The following is a 22,920-nucleotide window of genomic DNA, read 5'->3' on the forward strand; positions in this document are numbered from 1 at the left end:
CATGGCTGCCCATGCGTCAGCACACCCGCCTCGGCGCTCTGCTGCATCCGCCTTCCGGGAGACATCATCACGTGCGTTCCTCTGCTGTCGTGCCGCGCCCGCTGCACCTGTTGCGCCCTGTTGCGCTTGCCCTGGCGGTCGCGACCGCGCTCCCGGCTGCTGCCGCCGATGGGTTCTTCGCCTCCTTCGATACGCACGAGCGCGAGCTTGTCGCTGATCGTGCCAATGCGCTGCAGGTCGCGGTCGGCAGCGGCCCGGACGCGCCGTATGCCGCCAAACACCACGCCGGCTACAGCGGCGCGCACGCACTGCATTACAGCAGCCGGGTTGGCGCGGGGCGGCGGACGTTGTTTACGACCGATCACCTGATCGGTGCCGACACCACGCTGTCGTGGATGGTCTTGCCCGAAAGCGTGGGCGATGACCATGTCAGCTCCACGTTTGTGTCGCTGGATCTGCTGCTGGACGACGGGAGCCGGCTGTCGGCCAGCAACGCGCTGGACCAGCACGGCGTGGCGATCGGCGCAGCCGCGCAGGGCGCTTCCAAGACCTTGTACCCGCAGCAGTGGGCACGCAAGGCGGTAAGGCTGGGCGATGTTGCCGGGTTACGCGGGCGGCGCATCACCGCCATCGCGCTGGAAGTGGCGCCACAGGGCGGCGCGCCGGTGCGTGGCTGGCTCGACGATATCGCCATTGCCGAAGTTCCGCGCGTGGCGCCTGCACGGCCGTCGGACTGGGTGCTGACCACCCGCGGCACGCAGTCCAATGGCACGTTCTCGCGCGGCAATAATTTCCCTGCCACGGCGGTGCCGCATGGGTTCAACTTCTGGACCCCGGCGACCGACGCCGGCACGCTGGGTTGGCTGTATCGCTGGAACGAGCACAACGGTGCCGACAACCGCCCGCGCCTGCAGGCATTGTCGCTCAGTCACCAGCCCAGCCCGTGGATGGGCGACCGCCAGACCTTCCAGGTGATGCCCTCCACACACAGCGGCGCGCCGGAAGCGGACCGCATAAAACGCGCGTTGGCGTTCTCGCACGCCAACGAAGTGGCCAGGCCGTATCGCTACGCGGTACAGCTGGACAACGGCATCCAGGCCGAGATCGCTCCTACCGATCACGCGGCGCTGTTCCGCTTCCGCTTTCCACCCGGAGGCGATGCCAATTTGCTGTTCGACAACGTGGATGCACGCGGTGGGCTGACCCTGGATGCGGCCACGCAAACGCTCTCGGGCTATACCGATGTGCGCAGTGGGCTGTCCACGGGCGCGACGCGCATGTACGTGTACGCCCGCTTCGATACGCCGTGGAAGGCGAGCGGCCGCAGCGACACCGGCCGGCCGACGGGCTGGATCAAGTTCGCTACAGGCAGCACGCGCACGGTGCAGATGCGCATCGCCACGTCGCTGATCTCGCTGGAACAGGCCAGGCACAACCTGGCCCTGGAGATCGCGCCACAGGATTCGCTGGAGCGCGTGGCTGCGCGTGCGCAGGACGCCTGGGATGCGCTGCTTGGGCGCGTCGAAGTGGCGGACGCCAGCGACGATCAGCGCACCACGCTGTATTCCAATCTGTACCGGCTGCATCTGTATCCGAACTCCGCGCACGAGAATGCCGGCAGCGCCAGCGCGCCGGAGTGGCGCTATGCCAGCCAGAACAGCTGGTCCGACGAAGCCGCCGATGGCAGCGCCGTGCGCAGCTTTGCGCCGATCCGCGACGGCCGTGTCTACGTCAACAACGGGCTGTGGGATACGTTCCGCACCGCGTGGCCTGCCTACGCGCTGTTTGCACCCGAGGCCGGCGCGCTGGTGCAAGGATTTCTGGAGCAGGCGCGTGCCGGCGGCTGGGTGGCGCGCTGGTCCTCGCCGGGTTACGCCGACCTGATGGTGGGCACCAGTTCGGATGTGGCCTTTGCCGATGCCTGGCGCAAGGGCGTGCAAGGGTTCGATCCGGCCGAGGCGTACGCCGCCGCGTTGAAGAACGCCACCGTGGTGCCGCCCGACCGGCATGTAGGGCGCAAGGGCATGGCCCGTTCCACCTTCCGCGGCTATGCCGACACCGACACGCACGAGGGCATGTCGTGGTCGATGGAAGGTGCGCTCAACGACTTCGGGATTGCGGGCATGGCCGATGCGCTCGCACAACAGACACCGGACGCCGCAGCGCGCGAGCGCTATGCCACCGAGGCGCTGTATTTCCGCCACCGCGCCGCTGGCTATGCGGCGCTGTTCGACCCGGCAATCGGCTTCTTCCAGGGCCGTACGCCCGATGGCGGCTGGCGCCTGGATGCCGCGCACTACGATCCACGCGAATGGGGCAACGATTACACCGAATCCAGCGGCTGGACCTTTGCCTTCACCGCACCACACGATGGCGAAGGCCTGGCTGTGCTGTATGGCGGACGCGACGCGCTGGCGGCCAAGCTGGATACGTTCTTTGCGACGCCGGAAACGGCACAGGCCGCGCTTTCCGGCTCGTATCGCGGCGTGATCCATGAGATGACCGAAGCGCGCGATGTGCGCATGGGCATGTACGCGCATAGCAATCAGACCGCGCACCACATCCCGTGGATGTATCTGTACGCCGGCCAGCCGTGGAAGACCCAGCAGCTGACGCGCGAGATCCTGGCGCGGCTGTACCTGGGCAGCGAGATCGGCCAGGGCTATGCCGGCGACGAAGACAACGGCGAGATGTCGGCGTGGTACCTGTTCGCCGCGCTCGGGCTGTATCCGTTGCGCATGGGCGCGCCGGAGTATGTGATCGGCTCGCCGCTGTTCACGCATGCCAGCGTGCAGCTGCCCAATGGCCGCACGCTCTCGGTCAACGCGCCGCAGAATTCGCCGCGCAACGTGTATGTGCAATCGCTCAAGGTCAACGGCAAGCCGTGGCGCAAGACCTGGGTGCCGCATGCCGACATCGCCAAGGGCGCAACGCTGGACTTCGTCATGGGCCCGCGCCCGTCACGCTGGGGCACGGATGCGGATGCGGCGCCACCGTCACTGACGCCGCCGGGCCAGCGCCCTGCGCCGTTGCAGGATCTGCTGGGCACGCGCGCGCGCATCACGCGGGACGATGGCGGCGCAGTGGACGCATTGCACGATGACGATGCGACAACGATGGCCACAGTGTCGTCCGCGTCTGCGGTCACGGTGAGCGGCATCGACGCCGGCACGCCGACGCTGTATACGCTCACCAGCGGCAGCGCGGCGATTACCAACGGCGGGTGGACCTTGGACGCGCGTACCGGGAGTGGCCACTGGACGGTGATTGATCAACGTCGCGATGAGGTGTTCCGCTGGCCCCTGCAGACGCGGCCCTTCCGGATTGCCACACCGGGCGCGTACACGGACTACCGGCTGCGCGTGAGCACACCTAAGCCGGTGCAGTTGGCGGAGATCGAATTGCTGCGTGTGGCGCCGGCCTCGCCGTGAGGGTTTGGCGACGCGCGCGTGCGGGTGGCGCAGTGAGTACTGGCATGCTGGCCTGGTAGCGACGACCAGGCATGGCGGGCTGGTGCAGCGTTATAGCGTGCTTGAAATGTTGCGCTGACTGTTTGGGCTTGCGCACGTGCGGGCAGACCGCAGTCGCTCTGCAACTCGTCCGAATGCTCGCTCATTGGCCGGCGGGCGTGCCCTCACCCGAACCCTTCTCTCGCCGGGAGAGGGCTTTCAGCCATATTGGCAGGCGTACGGCAGCGAGTGACTGGCCCAGCACTGATGCGCAGCGGATAGCGCATCAAAGGCTGTTGCTCGTGATCGCCGCACTCAAGCAGCAGTTGCATCAGCTTTTCGCATCGGCAATTGCTTCAGCGCGATATCCGTAGGAGCGCGCTTGCGCGCGATAGGGCTCTACCGATCACACTCAAATGTTTTTCGAACAGATACTCCAGCTAGTTGTTCTAGCGTATTGCCCGATCTATTCGTTAGACGGTTTGCATAGCTGCTTGCTGTAGAGACTTGCCTCAACCGCGTTGTTCTCAGCACCTTCGCCTGTAGACGCCATCACATCCACCACTGTCGAACCTGCAGCCTCCATTGGCGCTATTGATAACCGAGGCGTCACTCAACGCCCCGGTCACCAACGCTGCAACATCAGCCGCCGTTCTTCTCGGCGTTGTGCTTCTCGGCATCACGCTGCTTGCGGATCTGCGCATCCACCGCAGCAATCGCGGTCATGTTCATCACCCGGCGCGAAGTGGCGCTGGTGGTGAGGATGTGCACCGGCTTGGAGATGCCCATCAGGATCGGGCCGATCGCCACGCCGTCGGTGAACACGCGCACCAGGTTGTAGGCGATGTTGGCCGCTTCCAGGTTGGGCAGCACGAACAGGTTGGCGCGGCCCTTGAGCGTGCTGTTGGGCATGATCTGCTTGCGCAGCGCTTCGTCCCAGGCGGTGTCGCCCTGCATTTCGCCGTCGATGTTGAGCTCGGGCTTGCGCTTGAGCAGGGCTTCGCGCACTTCGCGCATCTTCAATGCGTCACGCGAATCGTGGCTACCGAAGTTGGAATGCGACAGCAGCGCGATGTTGGGCTCGATGCCGAACAATTTGAGGCGATACGCGGCCTGCAAGGTGGCTTCGACCACCTGCTCCACGGTGGGGTCTTCCTGCACGTGCGTATCCAGGAAGAAGAACACGCCCTGCTGGTTGATCACGCCGGTCATGGCCGAGGTGGAACTCACGCGCGGTTCCAGCGGAATCACGCTACGCGCGTAGCCCAGCTTCTTGTGGAAGCGCCCCACCACGCCCGACAGCATCGCGTCGGCTTCGCCGCGCGCCACCATCACTGCGGCAATCAGGGTCGGACGCGAGCGCATCAGCTCCTTGGCCGCGGTCACGGTCACGCCACGGCGCTCGGTGAGCGCGTAGTAGTACTGCCAGTAATCGTTGAAGCGCGGGTCGTCGTGGATGTTGGTGATCTCGAAATCTTCACCGGCACGGATGCGCAGCCCCATGCGCTGGATACGCGCCTCGATGACGTCCGGGCGGCCGATCAGGATCGGCAGCGCCAGACCTTCGTCGATGACGTTCTGCACCGCACGCAGCACCACTTCTTCCTCGCCTTCGGCATACACCACGCGCTGCTTGTCGGCGCGCGCGCGGTCGTAGACCGGCTTCATCATCAGGCTGGTGCGGTAGACGAACTGGCTGAGCCGGTCGCGGTAGGCCGCCATGTCGGCGATCGGGCGCGTGGCCACGCCCGAATCCATCGCCGCCTGCGCCACCGCCGAAGACAGCTCCACCAGCAGGCGCGGGTCCAGCGGACGCGGAATCAGGTATTCCGGGCCGAAGCTCGGGGTCTCGCCGCCATAGGCCGCGCCCAGGTCGGAGGCCTCGCGCCGCGCCATCGCCGCAATCGCCTTGACGCAGGCGATCTTCATCTCTTCGTTGATGCCGGTGGCGCCCACGTCCAGCGCGCCGCGGAACAGGTACGGGAAGCACAGCACGTTGTTGATCTGGTTCGGGTAGTCCGAACGGCCGGTGCCGATGATGCAATCCGGCCGCACCGCCTTGGCCGCTTCCGGGGTGATTTCCGGGTTGGGATTGGCTAGGGCGAAGATCACCGGCTGACGCGCCATGGTGGCGACCATTTCCGGCTTGAGAATGCCGGCGGCCGACAGGCCCAGGAAGATGTCTGCGCCTTCGACGATTTCGGCCAGGGTGCGCTTATCGGTGTCGCGTGCGTAGCGCTGCTTGTCCGGGTCCAGGTCGGTGCGGCCGGTGTGGATCACGCCGTCGCGGTCCAGCGCCAGGATGTTCTCCGGCTTCAGGCCCAGCGAGACCAGCATGTTGACGCACGAGATACCTGCCGCGCCCATGCCGGTGGTGGCCAGCTTGACCTCTTCGATCTTCTTGCCGGTGACCACCAGCGCATTGAGCACCGCCGCGCCGACGATGATGGCAGTGCCGTGCTGGTCGTCATGGAACACCGGGATGTTCATGCGCTCGCGTAGCTTGCGCTCGACGATGAAGCACTCCGGCGCCTTGATGTCTTCCAGGTTGATGCCGCCGAAGGTCGGCTCCAGGCTGGCGATGATGTCCACCAGCTTGTCCGGATCGTTCTCGTTGATCTCGATGTCGAACACATCGATGCCGGCGAACTTCTGGAACAGCACGCCCTTGCCTTCCATCACCGGCTTGGAGGCCAGCGGGCCGATGTTGCCCAGGCCCAGCACCGCAGTGCCGTTGGTGATCACCGCCACCAGATTGCCGCGCGCGGTGAGCTCGCTGGCCTGGGTGGCGTCCTCGACGATGGCCTCGCAGGCGAAGGCCACGCCAGGCGAATACGCCAGCGACAGATCGCGCTGGGTCAGCATCGGCTTGGTCGCGGTGACCTTGATCTTGCCGGCCGGCTGCTGGCGGTGATAGTCGAGGGCGGCCTGTTTGAAGTCGTCGTTGGACATCGGCTGTGTAGGTCTCAAGGGCGCAGAAGGGCTGAATTCTACCCTCCTGCCTGAACAAGGGCCTGTCGCGCAGCTGTCAGCGCGGCAGGAAGATCGGTTGCTGCAATGCAAAAACGGCCCTGCATCCCGCCGGGATACCAGCGGAATACAGGGCCGTAGGAAGCATCAGCGTGCGCTGACCGGCGCGACTGCGTCCGGCGGCGGCACCGGTGCCTGCAGCGGCGGCGCACGGCCGTCCAGTGCCAGGCTCAACTGGTCACGGTCCAACGCATTTTCCCAACGCGAGACCACCACCGTGGCCACTGCATTGCCGATGAAGTTGGTCAGCGAGCGGCACTCGCTCATGAAACGGTCCACGCCCAGGATCAGCGCCATGCCGGCCACCGGCACATCCGGCACCACCGACAGCGTGGCCGCAAGCGTAATGAAGCCTGCGCCGGTCACGCCGGCCGCGCCCTTGGAGCTGAGCATCGCCACCGCCAGCAAGGTGATCTGCTGGCCTAGGGTCAGGTCCACGTTGGTGGCCTGGGCGATGAACAGCGCCGCCAGGGTCATGTAGATGTTGGTGCCGTCCAGGTTGAACGAGTAGCCGGTCGGCACGACCAGGCCCACCACCGACTTCTCGCAGCCGGCCTTTTCCATCTTCTCCATCAGCGACGGCAATGCCGACTCCGACGAAGAGGTGCCCAGCACCAGCAGCAGCTCGGCCTTGAGGTAACGGATCAGCTTGAGCACCGAAAAGCCGCACAACCGGCAGACGATGCCCAGGATCACCAGCACGAAGAACAACGAGGTCAGGTAAAACGAGCCCACCAGCCAGGCCAGGTTGACCAGCGATTCCACGCCGTACTTGCCGATGGTGAAGGCGATCGCACCGAATGCACCGATCGGCGCAGCCTTCATCAGCATGTGCACCAGGCGGAACACCGGGGCGGTGAGCGCTTCCAGGAAGCTCAGCACCGGGCGGCCACGTTCGCCCACCAGGGCCAGCGCGATGCCGAACAGCACCGCCACGAACAGCACCTGCAGGATGTTGCCATCGACGAACGCGCTGATCAGCGTGGCCGGGATGATGTCCATCAAAAAGCCGACCAGGCTCAGCTCGTGCGATTTCTGCACGTAGGTATTGACCGCGCTCTGATCCAGCTCGGCCGGGTTGATGTTCATGCCGGCGCCCGGCTGCACCACGTGCGCCACCACCATGCCGACGATCAGCGCCAGCGTGGAGAAGAACAGGAAGTAGGTCATCGACTTGGCGAAGACCCGGCCCACCGTCTTGAGGTGGGTCATGCCGGCGATGCCGGTGACGATGGTCAGGAAGATCACCGGCGCGATGATCATCTTCACCAGCTTGATGAAGGCATCGCCGAGTGGCTTGAGGCTTTCGGCGAAGGCCGGCTCGAAATGGCCCAGCAGGGCGCCAAGAACGATCGCCACCACCACCTGGAAATACAACTGGCGGTAGAAGGGGACAGGCGCCGGCAGGGGGCCGGCAGGCTTGCTGATGTGCATGACACCACTCCGAGGGAACTTGGAGGGCGCCTGAGCCAGGCACCCGGTGCAGGCATTCTGGCCGCACGTCACAGCCCGGGCCGATAACCCATTGGTACTACGCACTGGGCGTTGCCTGAACCTGGTCTTACACTTCAGCCACGCGCCCCTCGGCCGTTAATTCCGTTTAACGCAGACACCGACTTTCTGTGTTGTTGGCCGTCCCGGACCCTGCGCGTTTCATGAAGCTGTTCATTGCGCTCGCCATGGCAGGACGCCCGGCCCCTACTTTTCCTCGCCGAAGATCATTCCTATGCGCCTCAATCCGCTCGTTCTTGCGCTGGCCATCGCCGCCGCGCCCGCCGCCCATGCCGCCACCTCGATCGAGAACTGGCCCACCAAGTACACCTTCGGTGACGGCACCGAAATCGGCCTGACCGGCAACTACGCCTACGACGACAACAATTTCTCCGGCGACGACCGCCTGGAAGACCGCACCGATTTCCGCCGCAAGGAATTCGGCGCCACCTTGAAGAAAAAGGGCGTCTACGACGCCATGGTGTATTTCGACTTCGAAACCAAGCTGTGGCTGGACGTGTTCTTCCGCTTCGAAACCAAGGCGCTGCTCGGTCAGGACTACGGCCGCGTGCGCCTGGGCTACATGAAGGTGCCGGTGGGCCTGGAAGCGGTGCAGAGCTCGCGTGCGGGCAGCTTCATGGAACTGGGCCTGCCGATCCAGGCGGTGTTCCAGGGCCGTCGTACCGGTGTGGAATGGACACTGGAGCGTCCGCAGTACCTGCTGCAGGCCGGCGCATACGGCGGCCAGGACCTGCAGGGCGACAACCCCGGCACCACCCAGGCCGTGCATGCGGCGTGGACCCCGTTCAAGGCCGAAGGCAACGTGCTGCACCTGGGCCTGGCCGGCTCGGTGGAGAACCCGCGTGGTTTCAGTGACGGCCGCGGCGTGTCGTTCAGCCCGCGCGTGCGGCTGCGCGCCCGCCCGGAAGCCGGGTTGACCGACGTGCGCCTGATCGACACCGGCACCATCCTCGATGTGGACCACGTGATCCGCGCCGGCGTGGAAGCGGTCTGGATCCACGGCCCGTTCTCGCTGCAGAGCGAAGCGCTGCGTGCCGAAGTAGCGCGCAACGCCAACCAGCCGCATTACATCGCCCAGGGCCAGTACGTCTACGGCACCTGGTCGCTGACCGGCGAATCGCGCAGCTATGCCGGCGGCGTGCCGGGCAACATCAAGCCCGCCCACGACTACGGCGCGGTCGAGCTGACCGCCCGCTACAGCCGCCTGGACCTGGAAGACAACCGCGTCAGCGGCGGCCGCCAGCACGACACCACCATCGGCGCCAACTGGTACCTCACCAGCCACTTCAAGGTGCAGGCCAACTACAGCTGGGTGGATGCCACGCGCAACGGCGTGCATGAAACCCCGCACGTGATGGAACTGCGCGCGCAGGTAATGTTCTAAGCGCCCACGGCTGAGGCTTCAACACGCATCACCCTGCGGCCGCCTCCTTCGGGACGCGGCCGCAGCCGTGTGTGCGGTGGCTGCGCCCAGCGCCCACCGCCGCCATACTTGCGCGATGTATCCCTCGCAACGCCGCCGCCTGCTGTTCACCTTGTCCATTGTGCTGGGCGGGATGTTGGTGGCCATGTTCGCGGCCGGCTACTTCGTCGAACAGAACGCATTGCGCGAAGAAAGCGCCACGGTGCAACGTCAGTTGCGCCTGTATGCGCAGGCGCTGCAGCAACGCATCGACCGTTACCGCACCCTGCCGCAGATCCTGACGCTGGACCCGGATCTGCGCGCGGCCGTCGACGCGCCGTTGTCGGCCGACCAGGTCGAACGCCTCAACCGCAAACTCGAACGCGCCAACAACGTCACCCAGTCTTCCACGCTGACCCTGATCAACCGCGACGGCATCGCGCTGGCCGCCAGCAACTGGCGCGGCGCGCGCAGCAACGTGGGCGTGGATTATGCGTTCCGCCCGTACTACCAACAGGCCCTGGCCAGTGGCAGCGGCAGCTTCTACGGCATCGGCCTGACCACCGGCGAGCCGGGCTACTTCCTGTCACAAGCCATCCGCGACCCTGCCGGGCAGGTGCAGGGCGTGGTGGTGATCAAGATCGCGCTGGCCGCACTGGAGCGCGAATGGCTGCAGACCCCGGACATCGTGCTGGCCTCCGACGCGCACGATGTGGTGTTCCTGGCCAGCCGCCCGCAATGGCGCTACCGCATGCTCGCCCCGCTCAGCGAACGTGACCGGCGCGAACTGCAGGCCACCCGCCAGTACGCCAACCAGCGCCTGCTGCCGTTGCAGCGCCGGGTGATCGAACCCACCGGCAGTGGCGGTGTGCTGGCGGAGGTGCAGATGCCGCCACTGAGCGGCCAGGTGCTGTGGCAGACCCTGCAGGTGCCCGAGAGCGGCTGGCGCCTGCACCTGCTGCACGACACCCGCGCCAGTGCGGCCGCCGGCCGCGCGGCGGCCATCGCGGCGGCCGGTGCGTGGCTGGCGCTGGCGCTGCTGTGGTTGTTCGTGCAGCAGCGTAGCCGGCTGTCGGCCTTGCGCCAGCGCAGCCGGCATGAACTGGAAACGCTGCTGCAGCAACACGCCGAAGAACTGCGCACCGCCCAGGATGGCGTGGTGGCAGCGGCACAGCAGGCCAACACCGGCCTGAGCCGCAGCCTGGAACATTTGCCGCAAGGCGTTGTGGTCATCGACGCGGCGCTGAACCTGGTCGCGTGGAATTCGCGCTATGTGGAGCTGTTCCGCTTTCCCGCCGAGCTGTTGAAGGTTGGCCGGCCGATCGAAGACCTGTTCCGCTTCAATGCGCGCCGCGGCCTGCTCGGGCCCGGCCCGATCGAGGCCGCCATCGAGCGCCGCCTCAACCATCTGCGCAGCGGCAAACCGCACATGCGCGAGAGCGAGAAGGAAGACGGCACGGTGCTGGAAATCCGCGGCAACCCGCTGCCCGATGGCGGTTTTGTCACCAGCTACGCCGACATCACCACCTACAAGAACGCCGCGCGCGAACTGCGCTCGCTGGCCGATGCGCTGGAACACCGCGTGGCCGAGCGCACCCGCGATCTGGCCGCAGCCAAGCGCGAGGCCGAAAGCGCCAACCGCTACAAGACCCGCTTCGTGGCTTCGGCAGTACACGACCTGCTGCAGCCGCTCAATGCCGCGCGCATGTTCGTCTCGGTGTTGCGTGGGCAAGTGCAGGCCACCGGCAGTGCGCAACTGGTGGACAACATCGACGGCGCACTGGCGGCGCAGGACGCCATCCTCAACAGCCTGCTCGACATCTCGCGCCTGGAAGCCGGCAGTTTGAAAACCCAGGTCCGCGATTTTGCGATCGGCCCGCTGCTGGACACCCTGGCGCGCGAGTTCGGCATCCTGGCCGAAGACCGCGGCCTGGTGCTCGACTGGGTGCCCACCTCGGCGGTGGTGTTGAGCGACGAAACCCTGTTGCGCCGCATCCTGCAGAACTTCCTGTCCAACGCGATCCGCTACACCCCGCGCGGCCGCGTGCTGCTGGGGTGCCGCCGGCGTGGCGGCTGGCTGCGCATCGAAGTACATGACCAGGGCCCTGGCATTCCCGAAGCGCTGCAGCACGAAATCTTCGAAGAATTCCGCCGCCTCGACGACGGCGTGGCCAACGACCGTGGCGCGGGTCTGGGCCTGGCGATTGTCGAGCGCATCGGCCGGCTGCTCGGGCATCGCATCGGCCTGCGCTCCACGCTGGGCGGCGGCAGCGTGTTTTCGGTCAGCGTGCCGCTGGGCGAACGTGCGGCCATCGTGCAGCCATTGCCCACGCCGCAGCTGCAGCACGAACACGGCAACGACCCTATCCTGCACGGCTGCCGGGTGTGGTGCGTGGACGATGACCCGCGCGTGTGCGAGGCCACGCGTGCACTGCTGGAGCGCTGGGAATGCCGGGTCGATTTTGCTGGCGGCCCCGACGACGCACTGGCCGCGGCCAACCCCGACGATGCCCCGGAACTGCTGCTGCTGGACGTACGCATGGGCAACCATTACGGCCCAATGCTGCTGCCGCAACTGGTGGCGCAATGGCAGCGCGAACCGCGCGTCATCCTGGTCACCGCCGAACCCAGCCCCGCCTTGCGCGAGCACGCGCTGGAGGCGGGCTGGGGCTTCCTGTCCAAACCGGTCCGGCCGCCGGCGCTGCGCGCGTTGGTCACGCAGATGCTGTTGCGGCGCGGGTAAGTCTGTGCGGCAACGCACAGGCGCAGGCACCGCTGCCTGGCGGGGTCGGATCGTGCACCACCACTTCGCGTTTCGACGTCAGGCACTGGCCGTTAGCCTGAATCATCGTGCTTTCGCACCTGCAAGGTGGACACTCGATGATGAAGACGACGCTGCTTCTGTTGACGTCCTTGTTGATTGTCAGCTGCGCAGGCGGATTCACGGCGCATGCGCAGGATGCTCCTGGCACTGCGCAGCCCGGGTCATCAGCACGCGTGCAGATGGATCCGTACACCGCTGGCAAACTGATCACCGTGCTGGATCAGGTCGCACATCACCGCCATCTCAGCACCGGCCACATGATCGATGTGGTGTCCGCGCAATTTCTGGCAACGCCGTATCGCGATCACGTCCTGCAGGGCTCGGCGACCACGCCGGAGAAGTTGATCATCGATTTCACCGGCCTGGACTGCTTCACCTACCTGGACTATGTCGAGGCCGCACGTCGCTCCTATTCGCAGCAGGACTTCGTCAATCAGCTGGTGCTGACCCGCTATGTCGACGGCATCGTCAGCTTCACCCACCGCAAGCACTTCTTCAGCGACTGGGCCAACCGCACGTATGAGCTGGCCACCGACATCACCGCACGGTCAGCCCCGACAGTGTCACCGTGGTCAAACAACTCAACCTCAAGGCCGATGGCAGCAACTACCTGCCCGGGCTGCCGGTGGTGGCGCGGGCCATCACCTACATCCCCACCGCACACATCGACGCGGCGCTGATTCGCAAACTGCGCACCGGCGACTTCATCGGCATCTACACGCCGCTGGACGGGCTGGACGTCACCCACGTCGGCTTTTTCATCATGACCGACCGCGGCCCCATGCTGCGCAATGCCTCCTCGCGCGCGGAGAACCAGAAGGTGGTGGACTCGCCGTTCCTGGACTATGTGGCAAGACGGCCGGGGATCATTGTCTACAGGGCCAAGCAGTGATGCGCGCTTTGCACCTGCAGAAGATGGAACATTCGCAGGCTGCATGAGCTTGGCTGCCGCGTAATAGCCGGTTGCAGCAGTGCATGCGCCACCTTGCAACTAGCTAGCTACGCAGCGGCTGAGGCGTTGTATCCGAAGCGGCCACGTGCCCTGCAGCACGCGCAGTGCGCTCAGCCCTCGCCTTCAGGCTCCAAGGCCTTGACCAACACCGCCGCCTGGGTGCGGCTGTAGCAGTCCAGCTTTTTCAGGATGGCGGTGACGTGCACCTTGACGGTGTTCTCGGCCAGGCCCAGTTCGTGCGCAATCTGCTTGTTCAACAGGCCATCGGCCAGGCACAGCAACACGCGAAACTGCTGCGGCGTGAGCTGGGCGAGCTTGGCCGCAAGTTGCGCATCGGCTTCGGAGCGCTCGGCGGTCATCGGCGGGAACCAGGTGCCACCATCGAGCACGCTGGCCACCGCGGTACCGATCGATTCGGCCGGGGTGGACTTGGGAATGAAGCCGGCCGCGCCGAACTGCTGCGCGCGCCGGATCACCCGCGGGTGGTCGTTGGAGGAAATCACCACCACCGGAATGTCGGGATGCTCGCCACGCACGTGCAGCAGCGCGGAGAAGCCGCGCGCACCCGGCATGGCCAAGTCCAGCAGCACCAGCTCGGCCTGCGGATGCGAGCGCAGCATCGCGCTCAAGGTGGTGGCGCTGGAGGCCTCCACCACTTCGGCAGTGGGCAGGGTCTGGTGCAGCACGTGGATCACGGCAGCACGGAACAACGGGTGGTCGTCGGCGACGAGGATGGTGAGATCGGCCATGCGCCAAGTCTGGCACATGGCTGCGTCGCTTTCCCGCTGCGCTGCGCGGTAGGTGACTGGTGCGCGGTGCTAGACGGCCCGGGCATGCGGCAGGCGCGCTGCCGATGCGCTCGGTGCATTGGACTCCGCGCACGCCTCTCAGATGGCAGACGCGCAGACAATCCATCCATCGAACGCCTGCATGGCGTGCATGCGCTGCTCCATCTCGCCGCGATCAAGCGGCCCGTTCAATGCGTGTTTTCACCATGAAACACGGGTCGGCCCGCCCCGCCAACCCTCAGCGCGGCGGCTGGGTGCTGGCGCGCCAGGCTTCCAGGAACTGCCGGCGCTTGAGTTTGTCCAGATAGACCAGCAGGCCGGGACCAAGTGGAATCGGTCGAAACGGCGGCTGCGCCGAACCACCGCGACCACCGGCCGAGGGCAGGATCGGCATCAGCCGCGCCTCGCGCGAGAGCACCTGCTGGCCGCGCGGCGAGAGCAGGTAATCCAGGAACCGGCGCGCCTCGGGCGCGTGCGGCGCGGTCTTAGGGATCACCGCGGTGCGCAGCGCCACCAACGTGTAGTCCTGCGGCTGCACGATGCCCAGCGGCGCGCCGGCATCGATGCGCGCCTGTGCGTAGGAGCCGAGCACGTTATAGGCCAGCAACAACTCGCCGCGGCTGACACGGTCCAGCAAGGTGCCGGTACGTTCTTCCAGACGCACCTGGTTTGCCCCCAGCGCGGCCAGCAACGCGCCGGCAATGCTGCCCACCTGCCCGTCCTGGGTGGCGAACAGATAGCCCACGCCGCTGCGCTCGGCATCGTAAGTGCCCACCTTGCCGCGCAACGGCGCATCGGGCGCGCGCAGCAGCGCGAGCAGTTGCCGGCGTGTACGCGGCACCCGCGCGGCGGCGAGCTTGCGGGTGTTGTAGACGATGGCCACCGGCTCGTAGCTGATGCCGAAGACTTCGTGCCGCCATTGCGCCCAGGCCGGCAGCGCTTCGGTCTGCGCCGAGCGATGCGTCAGCGCGTGGCCATCGTTCACCAGCTTGGTCTGCAGATCCATGCTGGCGCTGATCAGCAGATCCGCCTGCGGCGCATTGGCGGCCGGATGCAGATACTGCTCGTAGATGTCCCAGGCGATCACGTCTTCGTAGATCACCTCGGTGCCGGGATGCAGGCGCTGGTAGTCCTGGATCACCGCGCCAAACACTTCCAGATCCGTGGAGCCCTGCACGCGCAACTGCGCCTGCACCGCGCCCTGTGCCGGGAACCGCCGTACATCGCCGGGCGCCGCCCAGGCCAGTCCGCACAGCAGCAGTAACACCACACCACACACCACGCGCATCACGCCGTGCCTCCGGGAAAATGCAATGACGCAATCAGCCCGCCACCGATGCGATTGGACAGATCGATACGTCCGCCATGTGCCTCGACCACGCGCTTGACGATCGCCAGGCCCAGGCCCGCCCCACCGGCCGGCGCATCCGGGCCGCGCACAAAACGCTCGAACACCCGCTCGGCTTCGGCCGGCGGAATGCCCGGGCCGTGATCGGCGATGGTCAGCACATGCTGGTGGCCGTCGCTGGTCAGCGCAACCTGCAATGGTGCGCCCGCGCCATATTTGCAGGCGTTATCGATGAGATTCTTCAAGGCTTCGCGCAACAGCAAGGCATCGCCGCGCAACAGCGCCGGCTGCGGGTCGATCGCCAGATGCACGCGCGGTGCCTCCTCGCCACGTGGCAGCGCGTCATGCAGCGCCTGGTGCAGGAGTTCGACCAGGTCGACCGTGGCAAACCGCTGCAGATTGGCGCGATGGATCACGCTGGCGTCGCTGAGCAACTGGTTGAGCAGGCGGCTCATATGGCTGGCGTTGCGCTCGATCGCCACCAGGCTGCGCTGCATGTCGCGCGGGTCGTCGTCGTCCATCGCCAGCTGCGCCTGCGCACGCAACGCGGCCAGCGGCGTGCGCATCTGGTGCGCAGCCTCGGCCATGAACGCGCGCAGGGTTTCGTTGCTGGACGACAACCGCGCCATGAAGCGGTTGAGCGCGGCAACCATCAACTGCATTTCCTGCGGTGCGGGCACGGTGAGCGGTTTCAGATCGGAGGGCTCGCGCCGCGAGAGATCACGCTCGATGCGTTGCAGCGGGCGCAAGGCGCGATACACGCCAATCCACACCAGCGCCAGCGCCAGCAGCGACAGCACTGCGATCGCCACCAATGCGTTGAGCACCACATCGCGCGCCACCGCGTCGCGCGCGCGGCGGGTCTGACCCACCTGCACGCGCACCTCGCCCTGCCCGGAGTCGGAGGCCACCCGGTGCATCACCACCGCAAAGCGCACCGGCTCGCCGCTGTAGTTTGCGTCGAACAACAACGGCCGCTCGCCATCGGGCGCGCGCGGCGGCAACGGCAAGGTGTCTTCGCCGGTGATGGTGCGGCCCTGCGCATCGAACACGCGGTAGAACACGCGGTCTTCCGGCGCCATGCCCAGCAGGTCGAGCGAGGCATACGGCAGATCCACCTGCCAATCGCCGCCCACCAACGCCACGCTGTCGATGATCGACAACGCCGACGACACCAGCAGGTGGTCGTAGGAGCGATTGGCCGCACGCTCGCCGTAATCGCGTGCGGCAAAGAACAGCACCACCGCACCTAGCAGCGACAGGCTGCTCAGATACAGCAGCAGCGTGCGCCGGATCGACGGCGCCACCGCATGCGCCTCAACCATCGCTGCCGGCCTCGACGACCGCCTGCGGGTCGGCTTCTTCCAGCTTGTAGCCGGCGCCACGCACGGTGACGATGCGCAGCGGCGCACCGATCAACTTGCGGCGCAGCCGGCCAACATACAGTTCGATTGCGTTGGGGCCGGCATCGTCATCGAAACCGAACAACCCGTTGCCGATCTCGTCCTTGCCCACCACCTGGCCCAGCCGCCCGATCAGGATTTCCAGCAGACGGTACTCACGATTGGGCAACTCGATCGCCACCCCGTCCAGGCTCACGGTGTGCGCAGCGTTGTCGAACACGAACGCGCCGAGCTGCACTACCTCACTGGCCTGGCCGCGATTGCGCCGCAGCAGCACCCGGCAGCGCGCTTCGAACTCACGAAAGTCGAACGGCTTGCCCAGGTAATCGTCGGCCCCCACATCCAGCGCCTGCACGCGGTCTTCGATGCCATCACGCGCGGTCAGCATCAGCACCGGCGTGGTGTCGCCACGCTCACGCATCCCCGCCAGCACGCGCAATCCATCCAGCTTGGGCAGGCCGATATCCAGCACCACCAGATCAAAGCTCTGGTAGCGCAACACGCTGGCTGCGGCCAACCCGTCCTGCTGCCAATCCACCGCATGCCCGCTACGGCGCATGCGCCGCACGATGGCATCGGCAAGGTCGGCGTTGTCTTCGACGAGCAACAGGCGCATGAGCGGGGATTCGGCAATCGGGATTAGGGATTCGCAAGTGCGTTGACCGCGGCCGGAAGGTAACAGGCCAGGCGGACAAAAGCTTCTTTGCCGTTGCCAATCCCCAATCCCGACTCCCCAATCCCGTCTCGCGACAGGTCCATGACAGCTTCGCGGGACTAGGCTGCAGCCAGCTCGCCGTGACGCGGTTGCGGCCGATTGATTGCCTGTGCTGCACACATGTACCTGGGAGGGTCTGTGATCAACGACACCTTGCGCTTGCGCGCCATTACCGCCTGTGCGGCCATCTGTCTGGCGCCGGCGGCACACGCGGCCGATGACCAAGGCCCGGTGACCGCCGAAGTGGGCGGGCGCGTGCATTGGGACTTCACCGTCTTCGACAACGATGAACGCGGCACACCCGAGCGTAACGACACCCAGTTCCGCCGTGTCTGGCTGGACGTGGCCGGCAAGTTCTATGGGTTCAACTACAAGGCCGAGGCCGAGTTCGCCGGCCTGCAGTACGAACCCGGCAGCCGCGGCATCCTGGCGCGCGATGTCTACATCGCCAAGAAGTTCTCCGCCGGCACGCTGACCGTGGGCCAGTTCAAGCAGTACTTCTCGCTGGACGACCGGACCGGCTCCAACTATGGCCCGTTCCTGGAACGCGGCTACGCCTCGACCACGCTGGCACCGATCTACCGCAAGGCGATCTCCTGGCAGACCAGCCGCCCGGATGCCACCTGGTCCACGGCCGCCTACAGCCTGGAAAGCATCGATAATTCGGCCACCAAGGGCGGTGCGCTGGGCACGCGCCTGACCTTCGCACCGGAAATGGGCGACGCGCGGCTGCGCCATCTGGGCGTGTCGCTGGCGCACGAGCGCTATTCGCATCCCGGCAGTGGCGGCGCCTCACCGCTGCTGATCCGCCCGCGCCCGGAAAACGATCTCGCCAACAACAGCCGCATCACGCTGGCACGCTTCGCCGATGGCCGCGACACCGACTTCGACAAATGGTCGCTGGAATATGCCGAAGTAGTCGGCCCATGGTCGTGGCAGACCGAGTTCAGCGGCGGCCTGCTCGACGATGGCGCGCAGCATGCCAAGGTGCTGGCCAGCTATGGCCTGGTCAGCTGGTTCGTGACCGGCGAGTCGCGCGGCTACGATCGCAAGACCGGCCGCTTCAGCCGCATCAAGACGCCCAACCGCCCGTCCGGCGCGTTCGAGCTGGCGCTGCGTTACGACTACATGCGCGGCGACCAGCATCTGGATGGGCAACCCAACTTCATCGACGCCAACACGCAGTCGTGGACGCTGGGCGGCAACTGGTACTTCAAGCCCAATCTGCGCGTGATGCTCAATGTGATCGACAGCCGCAACCGTGACCGCATGGTGGATGCGGTGGTCGATCACACGTTGGCCGTTACCGGCCGCTTCCAGTACGACTTCTGAGTGGCCTGCATCTTCGCCCTGCGTCATCGCGCATCTGCGCCCCGCCACTGCAGCGGCGCGCTGCCGTCCGCCAATGCGGTGACCTGCAGCCTGCCGCATGACAGCCACAGCGCTGTCACGTCAGCCGCCAACAGCACTGGCGTGCACCACCTTCGCTGCTGCGCGCCCGGCGCGGTGGCGCGCTCCACTTATCCCCTGCTGCACGCCTCAAAGGATTTGCCCGCATGCTGACCGCGCTCGGTTTCGGAATGGTGATCACCTTCATGTACCTGATCATGAGCAAGCGGCTGTCGCCGCTGGTGGCTCTGATCACGGTGCCGATCGTGTTCGCATTGCTCGGCGGCTTCGGCACCGGCATCAACGAGATGATGCTCGACGGCATCAAGAAGATCGCGCCCACCGGCGTGATGCTGATGTTCGCCATCCTCTATTTCGGGGTGATGATCGATGCCGGCCTGTTCGACCCGCTGGTCGGCCGCATCCTGCGCCTGGTCAAGGGCGACCCGCTGAAGATCGTCATGGGCACGGCGATCCTGGCGATGCTGATCTCGCTCGATGGCGACGGCTCCACCACCTACATGATCACCGTCTCGGCGATGCTGCCGCTGTACCAGCGCCTGGGCATGAACGCGCTCAACCTCACCTGCGTCACCATCCTGGCCAGCGGCGTGATGAATCTCACCCCGTGGGGCGGGCCCACTGCGCGCGCCGCCACTGCATTGCACGTGGATCCGGCCGATGTGTTCGTGCCGCTGGTACCGGCCATGGCGATGGCGATCGCCGGCATCATTGCACTCGCCTGGCTGCTCGGCATGCGCGAGCGTCGCCGCCTGGGCGTGGTGCGCCTGCCCGCCGACGGCAACTGGCTGGAAACCAGCCTGCCCGACGACAACGACGCCCTGCCGCGCGTTGAAGACACCGAAGACATGAAGCGGCCCAAGCTGCTGTGGGTGAACCTGGTGCTCACCCTGGCGCTGATGGCCGCACTGGTGGTGGGCATCCTGCCGATGCCGGTGTTGTTCATGATCGGCTTCGCGCTGGCGCTGATGATCAACTACCCCAACCTGGCCGAGCAACGCCGTCGCCTGGTCAACCACGCCGGCAATGTGTTGTCGGTGGTGTCGCTGATCTTCGCTGCCGGCATCTTCACCGGCATCCTGTCCAACACCGGCATGGTCGAAGCGATGTCGCGCAGCTTCCTGGCGGTGATTCCCGACAGCTGGGGCCCGTACCTGGCGGTGATCACCGCCATCGTCAGCATGCCGTTTACGTTCTTCATGTCCAACGACGCGTTCTACTTCGGCGTGCTGCCAATCCTGTCCGAAGCCGCCGGCCATTACGGCATCACGCCCGTGGAAATGGCGCGCGCCTCGCTGGCCGGCCAGCCCGTGCATCTGCTCAGCCCCCTGGTGCCCTCGACCTATCTGCTGGTCGGCCTGGCCAAGGTCGATTTCGCCGACCACCAGCGCTTCACCCTGAAATGGGCGGTGCTGATTTCGATGCTGATGCTTGCCGGCGGGCTGCTGTTTGGCTTGTTTCCGTTGGCGCGCTGATCGCGCGCCGGGAATGGGGAATCGGGAATGGGGAATCGCAAAAGCGGCGCTGCGCTGCCGTTTCGATTCCTGACTTCCACATAAAAAATAGAAACCGCGGCCCCTGCTCCACCGATTCCCCACTCCCGATTCCCCATTCCCAACTCCCAACTCCCAACTCCGAAGGAGTTCAAGCAATGACGCTTCGCATCGCATACGTCACCAGTGGCATGGGCAGTGTGGGCACTGCGATCTGCCAGAAACTGGCGCGCACCGGGCACACGGTGGTGGCCGGGTGTGGTCCGAATTCGCCGCGCAAATCGGCGTGGTTGCGTGAGCAACGCGAGCTCGGATTCGACTTCGTTGCCTCCGAAGGCAACGCCGCCGATTGGGATTCCACCGTAGCTGCGTTTGCCAAGGTCAAGGCGGAGGTCGGCGAGATCGATGTGTTGGTCAACAACGCCGGTGGCAGTCGCGACACGCTGTTCCGCCAGATGAGCCGCGACGACTGGAATGCGGTGATTGCCAGCAACCTGCATTCGCTGTTCAACATCACCAAGCAGGTGGTGGATGGCATGACCTCGCGCGGCTGGGGGCGCATCGTCAACATCGGCTCGGTCAGCGCGCACAAGGGCCAGATCGGGCAGATCAACTTCGCCACCGCCAAGGCGGCCATGCATGGATTCAGCCGTGCGCTGGCGCAGGAAGTGGCCTCGCGCGGCGTCACCGTCAACACCATCTCGCCCGGCTATATCGCCAGCGCATCCATCAGCAATTTCCCACCGGATGTGCTGGACCGCCTGGCTACCTCGGTGCCGGTGCGCCGGCTCGGCAAGCCGGCCGAAGTGGCCGGCCTGTGCGCATGGCTGGCCTCCGACGACGCCGCGTATGTGACCGGCGCCGACTATGCGGTCAACGGCGGTTTGTACATGGGCTAGTGCGCCATGCACGTGCGGCGCTGCTGCGTGGAGGCTGGCATCCATCACGCGCAGCGCAGCGATGCACTGGCACCGCAGCGGTGCGTACAGCCGCCCGTGCTGCGGCCGCCTCCCGCGCATGCAGCAACGTTTGGCATCGCATCCCCCTGCACGCCGCAGCCCGACGCGCTCCGTTTCATGCCCTGCATCACCCCCCACAAGCGCCGCGCCAGCGCGCTGCAATGCCTGAGCAAGCCGCTGTTTGCCGACCGTTGTGCGCCCGCATGGCATCCGCAAATGCCCTGCAAGCGACCGCCACCGCAAGGCCTGCGCGACACGTGGCGTGCACGAACTGATTACACTCTGGCTTTTCCGCAGTGCGGTGCCATGGCCAAACATCCCGAACGCGCCACTCCTGCTGCACGCCCGCAGATGGCCGACATCGCGCGCATGGCGGGCGTGTCCGAGTCCACCGTGTCGCGTGCGCTGGCCGGCAGCCCGGTGGTGGCAGAGCGCACCCGCGCCTACATCAAGCAGATCGCGGCCGATGCGGGGTATCAGGTCGATCCGGTGGCACGCAGCCTGCGCGCCAAGCGCTCCAACACGGTGAGCGTGGCGGTGCCGATGATGCATGCGCTGGACCAGCCGCTGTCGGACCCGTTCCTGATGACCATGCTCGCGCTGCTGGCCGAAGAACTCACCGGCCGTGGTTACAGCATGCTGTTGTCCAAGCTCAATCGGCACCAGGACGGCTGGGTGGAACAACTCGCACGCGGCAGCCGCTCCGATGGCGTGATCGTATTGGGGCAAAGCTCCGAACATGCTGCGCTGGATGCGGCCGCACGCGATGGCCTGCCGATGGCGGTGTGGGGCAGCCGAATCGACGGGCAGTCGTACATCAGCGTGGGCAGCGACAATTTCCAGGGCGGCGCACTGGCCACCGAGCACCTCATCGCCAGCGGCCGCAGGCGCATCGCCTTCCTGGGCGATGACCAGCTTCCCGAGGTCGCACCGCGCTTTGCCGGCTACCGGCAGGCGCTGGAGCAGCATGGCCTGGAGTTCGACACGCGCCTGCACGCGCGCAGCCACTTCCTCAGCGAGGACGCCTACCGGCTCACCCGCGCCATGCTCAAGAAGACTGACGCACCGGATGGCCTGTTCGCCGCCTCCGACGTGATTGCGGTCGGTGCGATCCGCGCCCTGGTCGAAGCCGGCCACCGCGTGCCGCAGGACATTTCACTGGTGGGCTTCGACGATATTCCGCTGGCCGCCTACAGCCAGCCGCCGCTGACCACCGTGCAGCAGGATCTTGGCCTGGCCGCCCGCCTGCTGGTGGACCGGCTGCTGGCATTGATCGCCGGCGAAGCGGTGGACTCGGTGGAGATGCCGGTGAAGCTGGTGGTGCGCGAGTCGGCTTGATTCGGGATTCGGGATTCGGGAATTGGGAATTGGGAATTGGGAATCGGGAATCGGGAATCGGGAATCGGGAATTGGGAATCGGGAATCGGGAATCGGGAATCGGGAATCGTAAGAGCGTGCGTCCTGGACGGAGTGCACGCAATGTCTTGGTGCTGCAATCCGCTTTTTTTAGCGGCAAAACATTGCGACACCTTGCTGGCAACTAAGAGCGGCTAACAAAACGTAGCGAGCAGTCGTCAGGTGGGTGCGGACGGCGCGGAGGAACCGGAGTGTACGTGGGTACATGAGGATTCCGAG

General features: G+C 66.0%; 13 protein-coding genes, 1 other RNA gene and 1 pseudogene. 8 read left to right on the plus strand and 7 right to left on the minus strand.

All coding sequences use genetic code 11. The annotated features are described in order from the left end of the window. Window positions 1-71 precede the first annotated feature (71 nt). Complete coding sequence (locus ACCQ01_RS18285) at window positions 72-3,431, plus strand: GH92 family glycosyl hydrolase (protein ID WP_228431225.1); 3,360 nt, start codon at window positions 72-74, stop codon at window positions 3,429-3,431. 660 nt (window positions 3,432-4,091) lie between these two features. Here ACCQ01_RS18285 and ACCQ01_RS18290 read toward each other — a convergent pair. Next, window positions 4,092-6,401: an NADP-dependent malic enzyme gene (locus ACCQ01_RS18290; RefSeq protein WP_228431228.1), complete on the minus strand. Its 2,310-nt coding sequence runs from the start codon at window positions 6,399-6,401 to the stop codon at window positions 4,092-4,094. A 165-nt stretch (window positions 6,402-6,566) separates the two neighbouring features. Further along, window positions 6,567-7,913 (minus strand): dicarboxylate/amino acid:cation symporter, encoded by a 1,347-nt coding sequence (locus ACCQ01_RS18295; protein ID WP_011038444.1) that lies wholly within the window; start codon window positions 7,911-7,913, stop codon window positions 6,567-6,569. A 292-nt stretch (window positions 7,914-8,205) separates the two neighbouring features. Here ACCQ01_RS18295 and ACCQ01_RS18300 point away from each other — a divergent pair, with 292 nt between their 5' ends. From ACCQ01_RS18300 to ACCQ01_RS18310, 3 genes and pseudogenes are all read left to right on the plus strand, one after another. Next, window positions 8,206-9,375, plus strand: a complete 1,170-nt coding sequence (locus ACCQ01_RS18300; protein WP_042596957.1) for an OprO/OprP family phosphate-selective porin — start codon at window positions 8,206-8,208, stop codon at window positions 9,373-9,375. Between the two features lie 115 nt (window positions 9,376-9,490). Then, entirely contained in the window at window positions 9,491-12,136 is a 2,646-nt protein-coding gene (locus tag ACCQ01_RS18305; protein WP_228431230.1) for a hybrid sensor histidine kinase/response regulator, read from the plus strand. A 338-nt stretch (window positions 12,137-12,474) separates the two neighbouring features. Continuing rightward, a pseudogene (locus ACCQ01_RS18310) lies at window positions 12,475-13,109 on the plus strand (DUF1460 domain-containing protein). A gap of 170 nt (window positions 13,110-13,279) precedes the next feature. Here ACCQ01_RS18310 and ACCQ01_RS18315 read toward each other — a convergent pair. The 4 genes from ACCQ01_RS18315 to ACCQ01_RS18330 form a co-directional block, all read right to left on the minus strand. Then, window positions 13,280-13,918 carry a response regulator gene (locus ACCQ01_RS18315; protein ID WP_011038447.1) on the minus strand — a complete coding sequence of 213 codons (639 nt, stop codon included), beginning with the start codon at window positions 13,916-13,918 and terminating at the stop codon, window positions 13,280-13,282. Window positions 13,919-14,195: 277 nt separating this feature from the next. Then, complete coding sequence (locus ACCQ01_RS18320; protein ID WP_011038448.1) at window positions 14,196-15,245, minus strand: ABC transporter substrate-binding protein; 1,050 nt, start codon at window positions 15,243-15,245, stop codon at window positions 14,196-14,198. Continuing rightward, complete coding sequence (locus ACCQ01_RS18325) at window positions 15,245-16,630, minus strand: sensor histidine kinase (RefSeq protein WP_228431232.1); 1,386 nt, start codon at window positions 16,628-16,630, stop codon at window positions 15,245-15,247. The genes ACCQ01_RS18320 and ACCQ01_RS18325 overlap by 1 nt, the downstream gene beginning before the upstream one ends. Then, window positions 16,623-17,324 carry a response regulator transcription factor gene (locus tag ACCQ01_RS18330; RefSeq protein WP_115001871.1) on the minus strand — a complete coding sequence of 234 codons (702 nt, stop codon included), beginning with the start codon at window positions 17,322-17,324 and terminating at the stop codon, window positions 16,623-16,625. Before ACCQ01_RS18330 ends, ACCQ01_RS18325 begins: the two co-directional genes overlap by 8 nt. A 237-nt stretch (window positions 17,325-17,561) precedes the next feature. On the opposite strand from ACCQ01_RS18330, the gene ACCQ01_RS18335 reads away from it, so the two are divergent. The 4 genes from ACCQ01_RS18335 to ACCQ01_RS18350 all read left to right on the plus strand — a co-directional run bounded on the left by ACCQ01_RS18335 (window position 17,562) and on the right by ACCQ01_RS18350 (window position 22,623). Then, complete coding sequence (locus ACCQ01_RS18335; protein WP_012437421.1) at window positions 17,562-18,755, plus strand: OprO/OprP family phosphate-selective porin; 1,194 nt, start codon at window positions 17,562-17,564, stop codon at window positions 18,753-18,755. A gap of 224 nt (window positions 18,756-18,979) precedes the next feature. Further along, window positions 18,980-20,308: a CitMHS family transporter gene (locus ACCQ01_RS18340; protein WP_011038452.1), complete on the plus strand. Its 1,329-nt coding sequence runs from the start codon at window positions 18,980-18,982 to the stop codon at window positions 20,306-20,308. A 176-nt stretch (window positions 20,309-20,484) separates the two neighbouring features. Then, window positions 20,485-21,225 carry an acetoacetyl-CoA reductase gene (gene phbB / locus ACCQ01_RS18345; protein ID WP_014508912.1) on the plus strand — a complete coding sequence of 247 codons (741 nt, stop codon included), beginning with the start codon at window positions 20,485-20,487 and terminating at the stop codon, window positions 21,223-21,225. A gap of 366 nt (window positions 21,226-21,591) precedes the next feature. Next, complete coding sequence (locus ACCQ01_RS18350) at window positions 21,592-22,623, plus strand: LacI family DNA-binding transcriptional regulator (protein WP_011038454.1); 1,032 nt, start codon at window positions 21,592-21,594, stop codon at window positions 22,621-22,623. A gap of 210 nt (window positions 22,624-22,833) precedes the next feature. Here ACCQ01_RS18350 and ACCQ01_RS18355 read toward each other — a convergent pair. Beyond that, window positions 22,834-22,908, minus strand: a non-coding RNA gene (locus tag ACCQ01_RS18355) — sX9 sRNA. Between the last annotated feature and the right edge of the window lie 12 nt (window positions 22,909-22,920).

The sequence above is a fragment of the Xanthomonas sp. NCPPB 4037 genome, assembly GCF_041475695.2.
GTDB lineage: Bacteria > Pseudomonadota > Gammaproteobacteria > Xanthomonadales > Xanthomonadaceae > Xanthomonas > Xanthomonas campestris.

Bases quoted from the DNA above. Each gene is read 5' to 3' on its own strand.
- ACCQ01_RS18290 (WP_228431228.1), bottom strand. From the start codon at position 6,401: ATGTCCAACGACGACTTCAAACAGGCCGCCCTCGACTATCACCGCCAG.
- ACCQ01_RS18295 (WP_011038444.1), bottom strand. From the start codon at position 7,913: ATGCACATCAGCAAGCCTGCCGGCCCCCTGCCGGCGCCTGTCCCCTTC.
- ACCQ01_RS18300 (WP_042596957.1), top strand. From the start codon at position 8,206: ATGCGCCTCAATCCGCTCGTTCTTGCGCTGGCCATCGCCGCCGCGCCC.
- ACCQ01_RS18305 (WP_228431230.1), top strand. From the start codon at position 9,491: ATGTATCCCTCGCAACGCCGCCGCCTGCTGTTCACCTTGTCCATTGTG.
- ACCQ01_RS18315 (WP_011038447.1), bottom strand. From the start codon at position 13,918: ATGGCCGATCTCACCATCCTCGTCGCCGACGACCACCCGTTGTTCCGT.
- ACCQ01_RS18320 (WP_011038448.1), bottom strand. From the start codon at position 15,245: ATGCGCGTGGTGTGTGGTGTGGTGTTACTGCTGCTGTGCGGACTGGCC.
- ACCQ01_RS18325 (WP_228431232.1), bottom strand. From the start codon at position 16,630: ATGGTTGAGGCGCATGCGGTGGCGCCGTCGATCCGGCGCACGCTGCTG.
- ACCQ01_RS18330 (WP_115001871.1), bottom strand. From the start codon at position 17,324: ATGCGCCTGTTGCTCGTCGAAGACAACGCCGACCTTGCCGATGCCATC.
- ACCQ01_RS18340 (WP_011038452.1), top strand. From the start codon at position 18,980: ATGCTGACCGCGCTCGGTTTCGGAATGGTGATCACCTTCATGTACCTG.
- phbB (WP_014508912.1), top strand. From the start codon at position 20,485: ATGACGCTTCGCATCGCATACGTCACCAGTGGCATGGGCAGTGTGGGC.
- ACCQ01_RS18350 (WP_011038454.1), top strand. From the start codon at position 21,592: ATGGCCAAACATCCCGAACGCGCCACTCCTGCTGCACGCCCGCAGATG.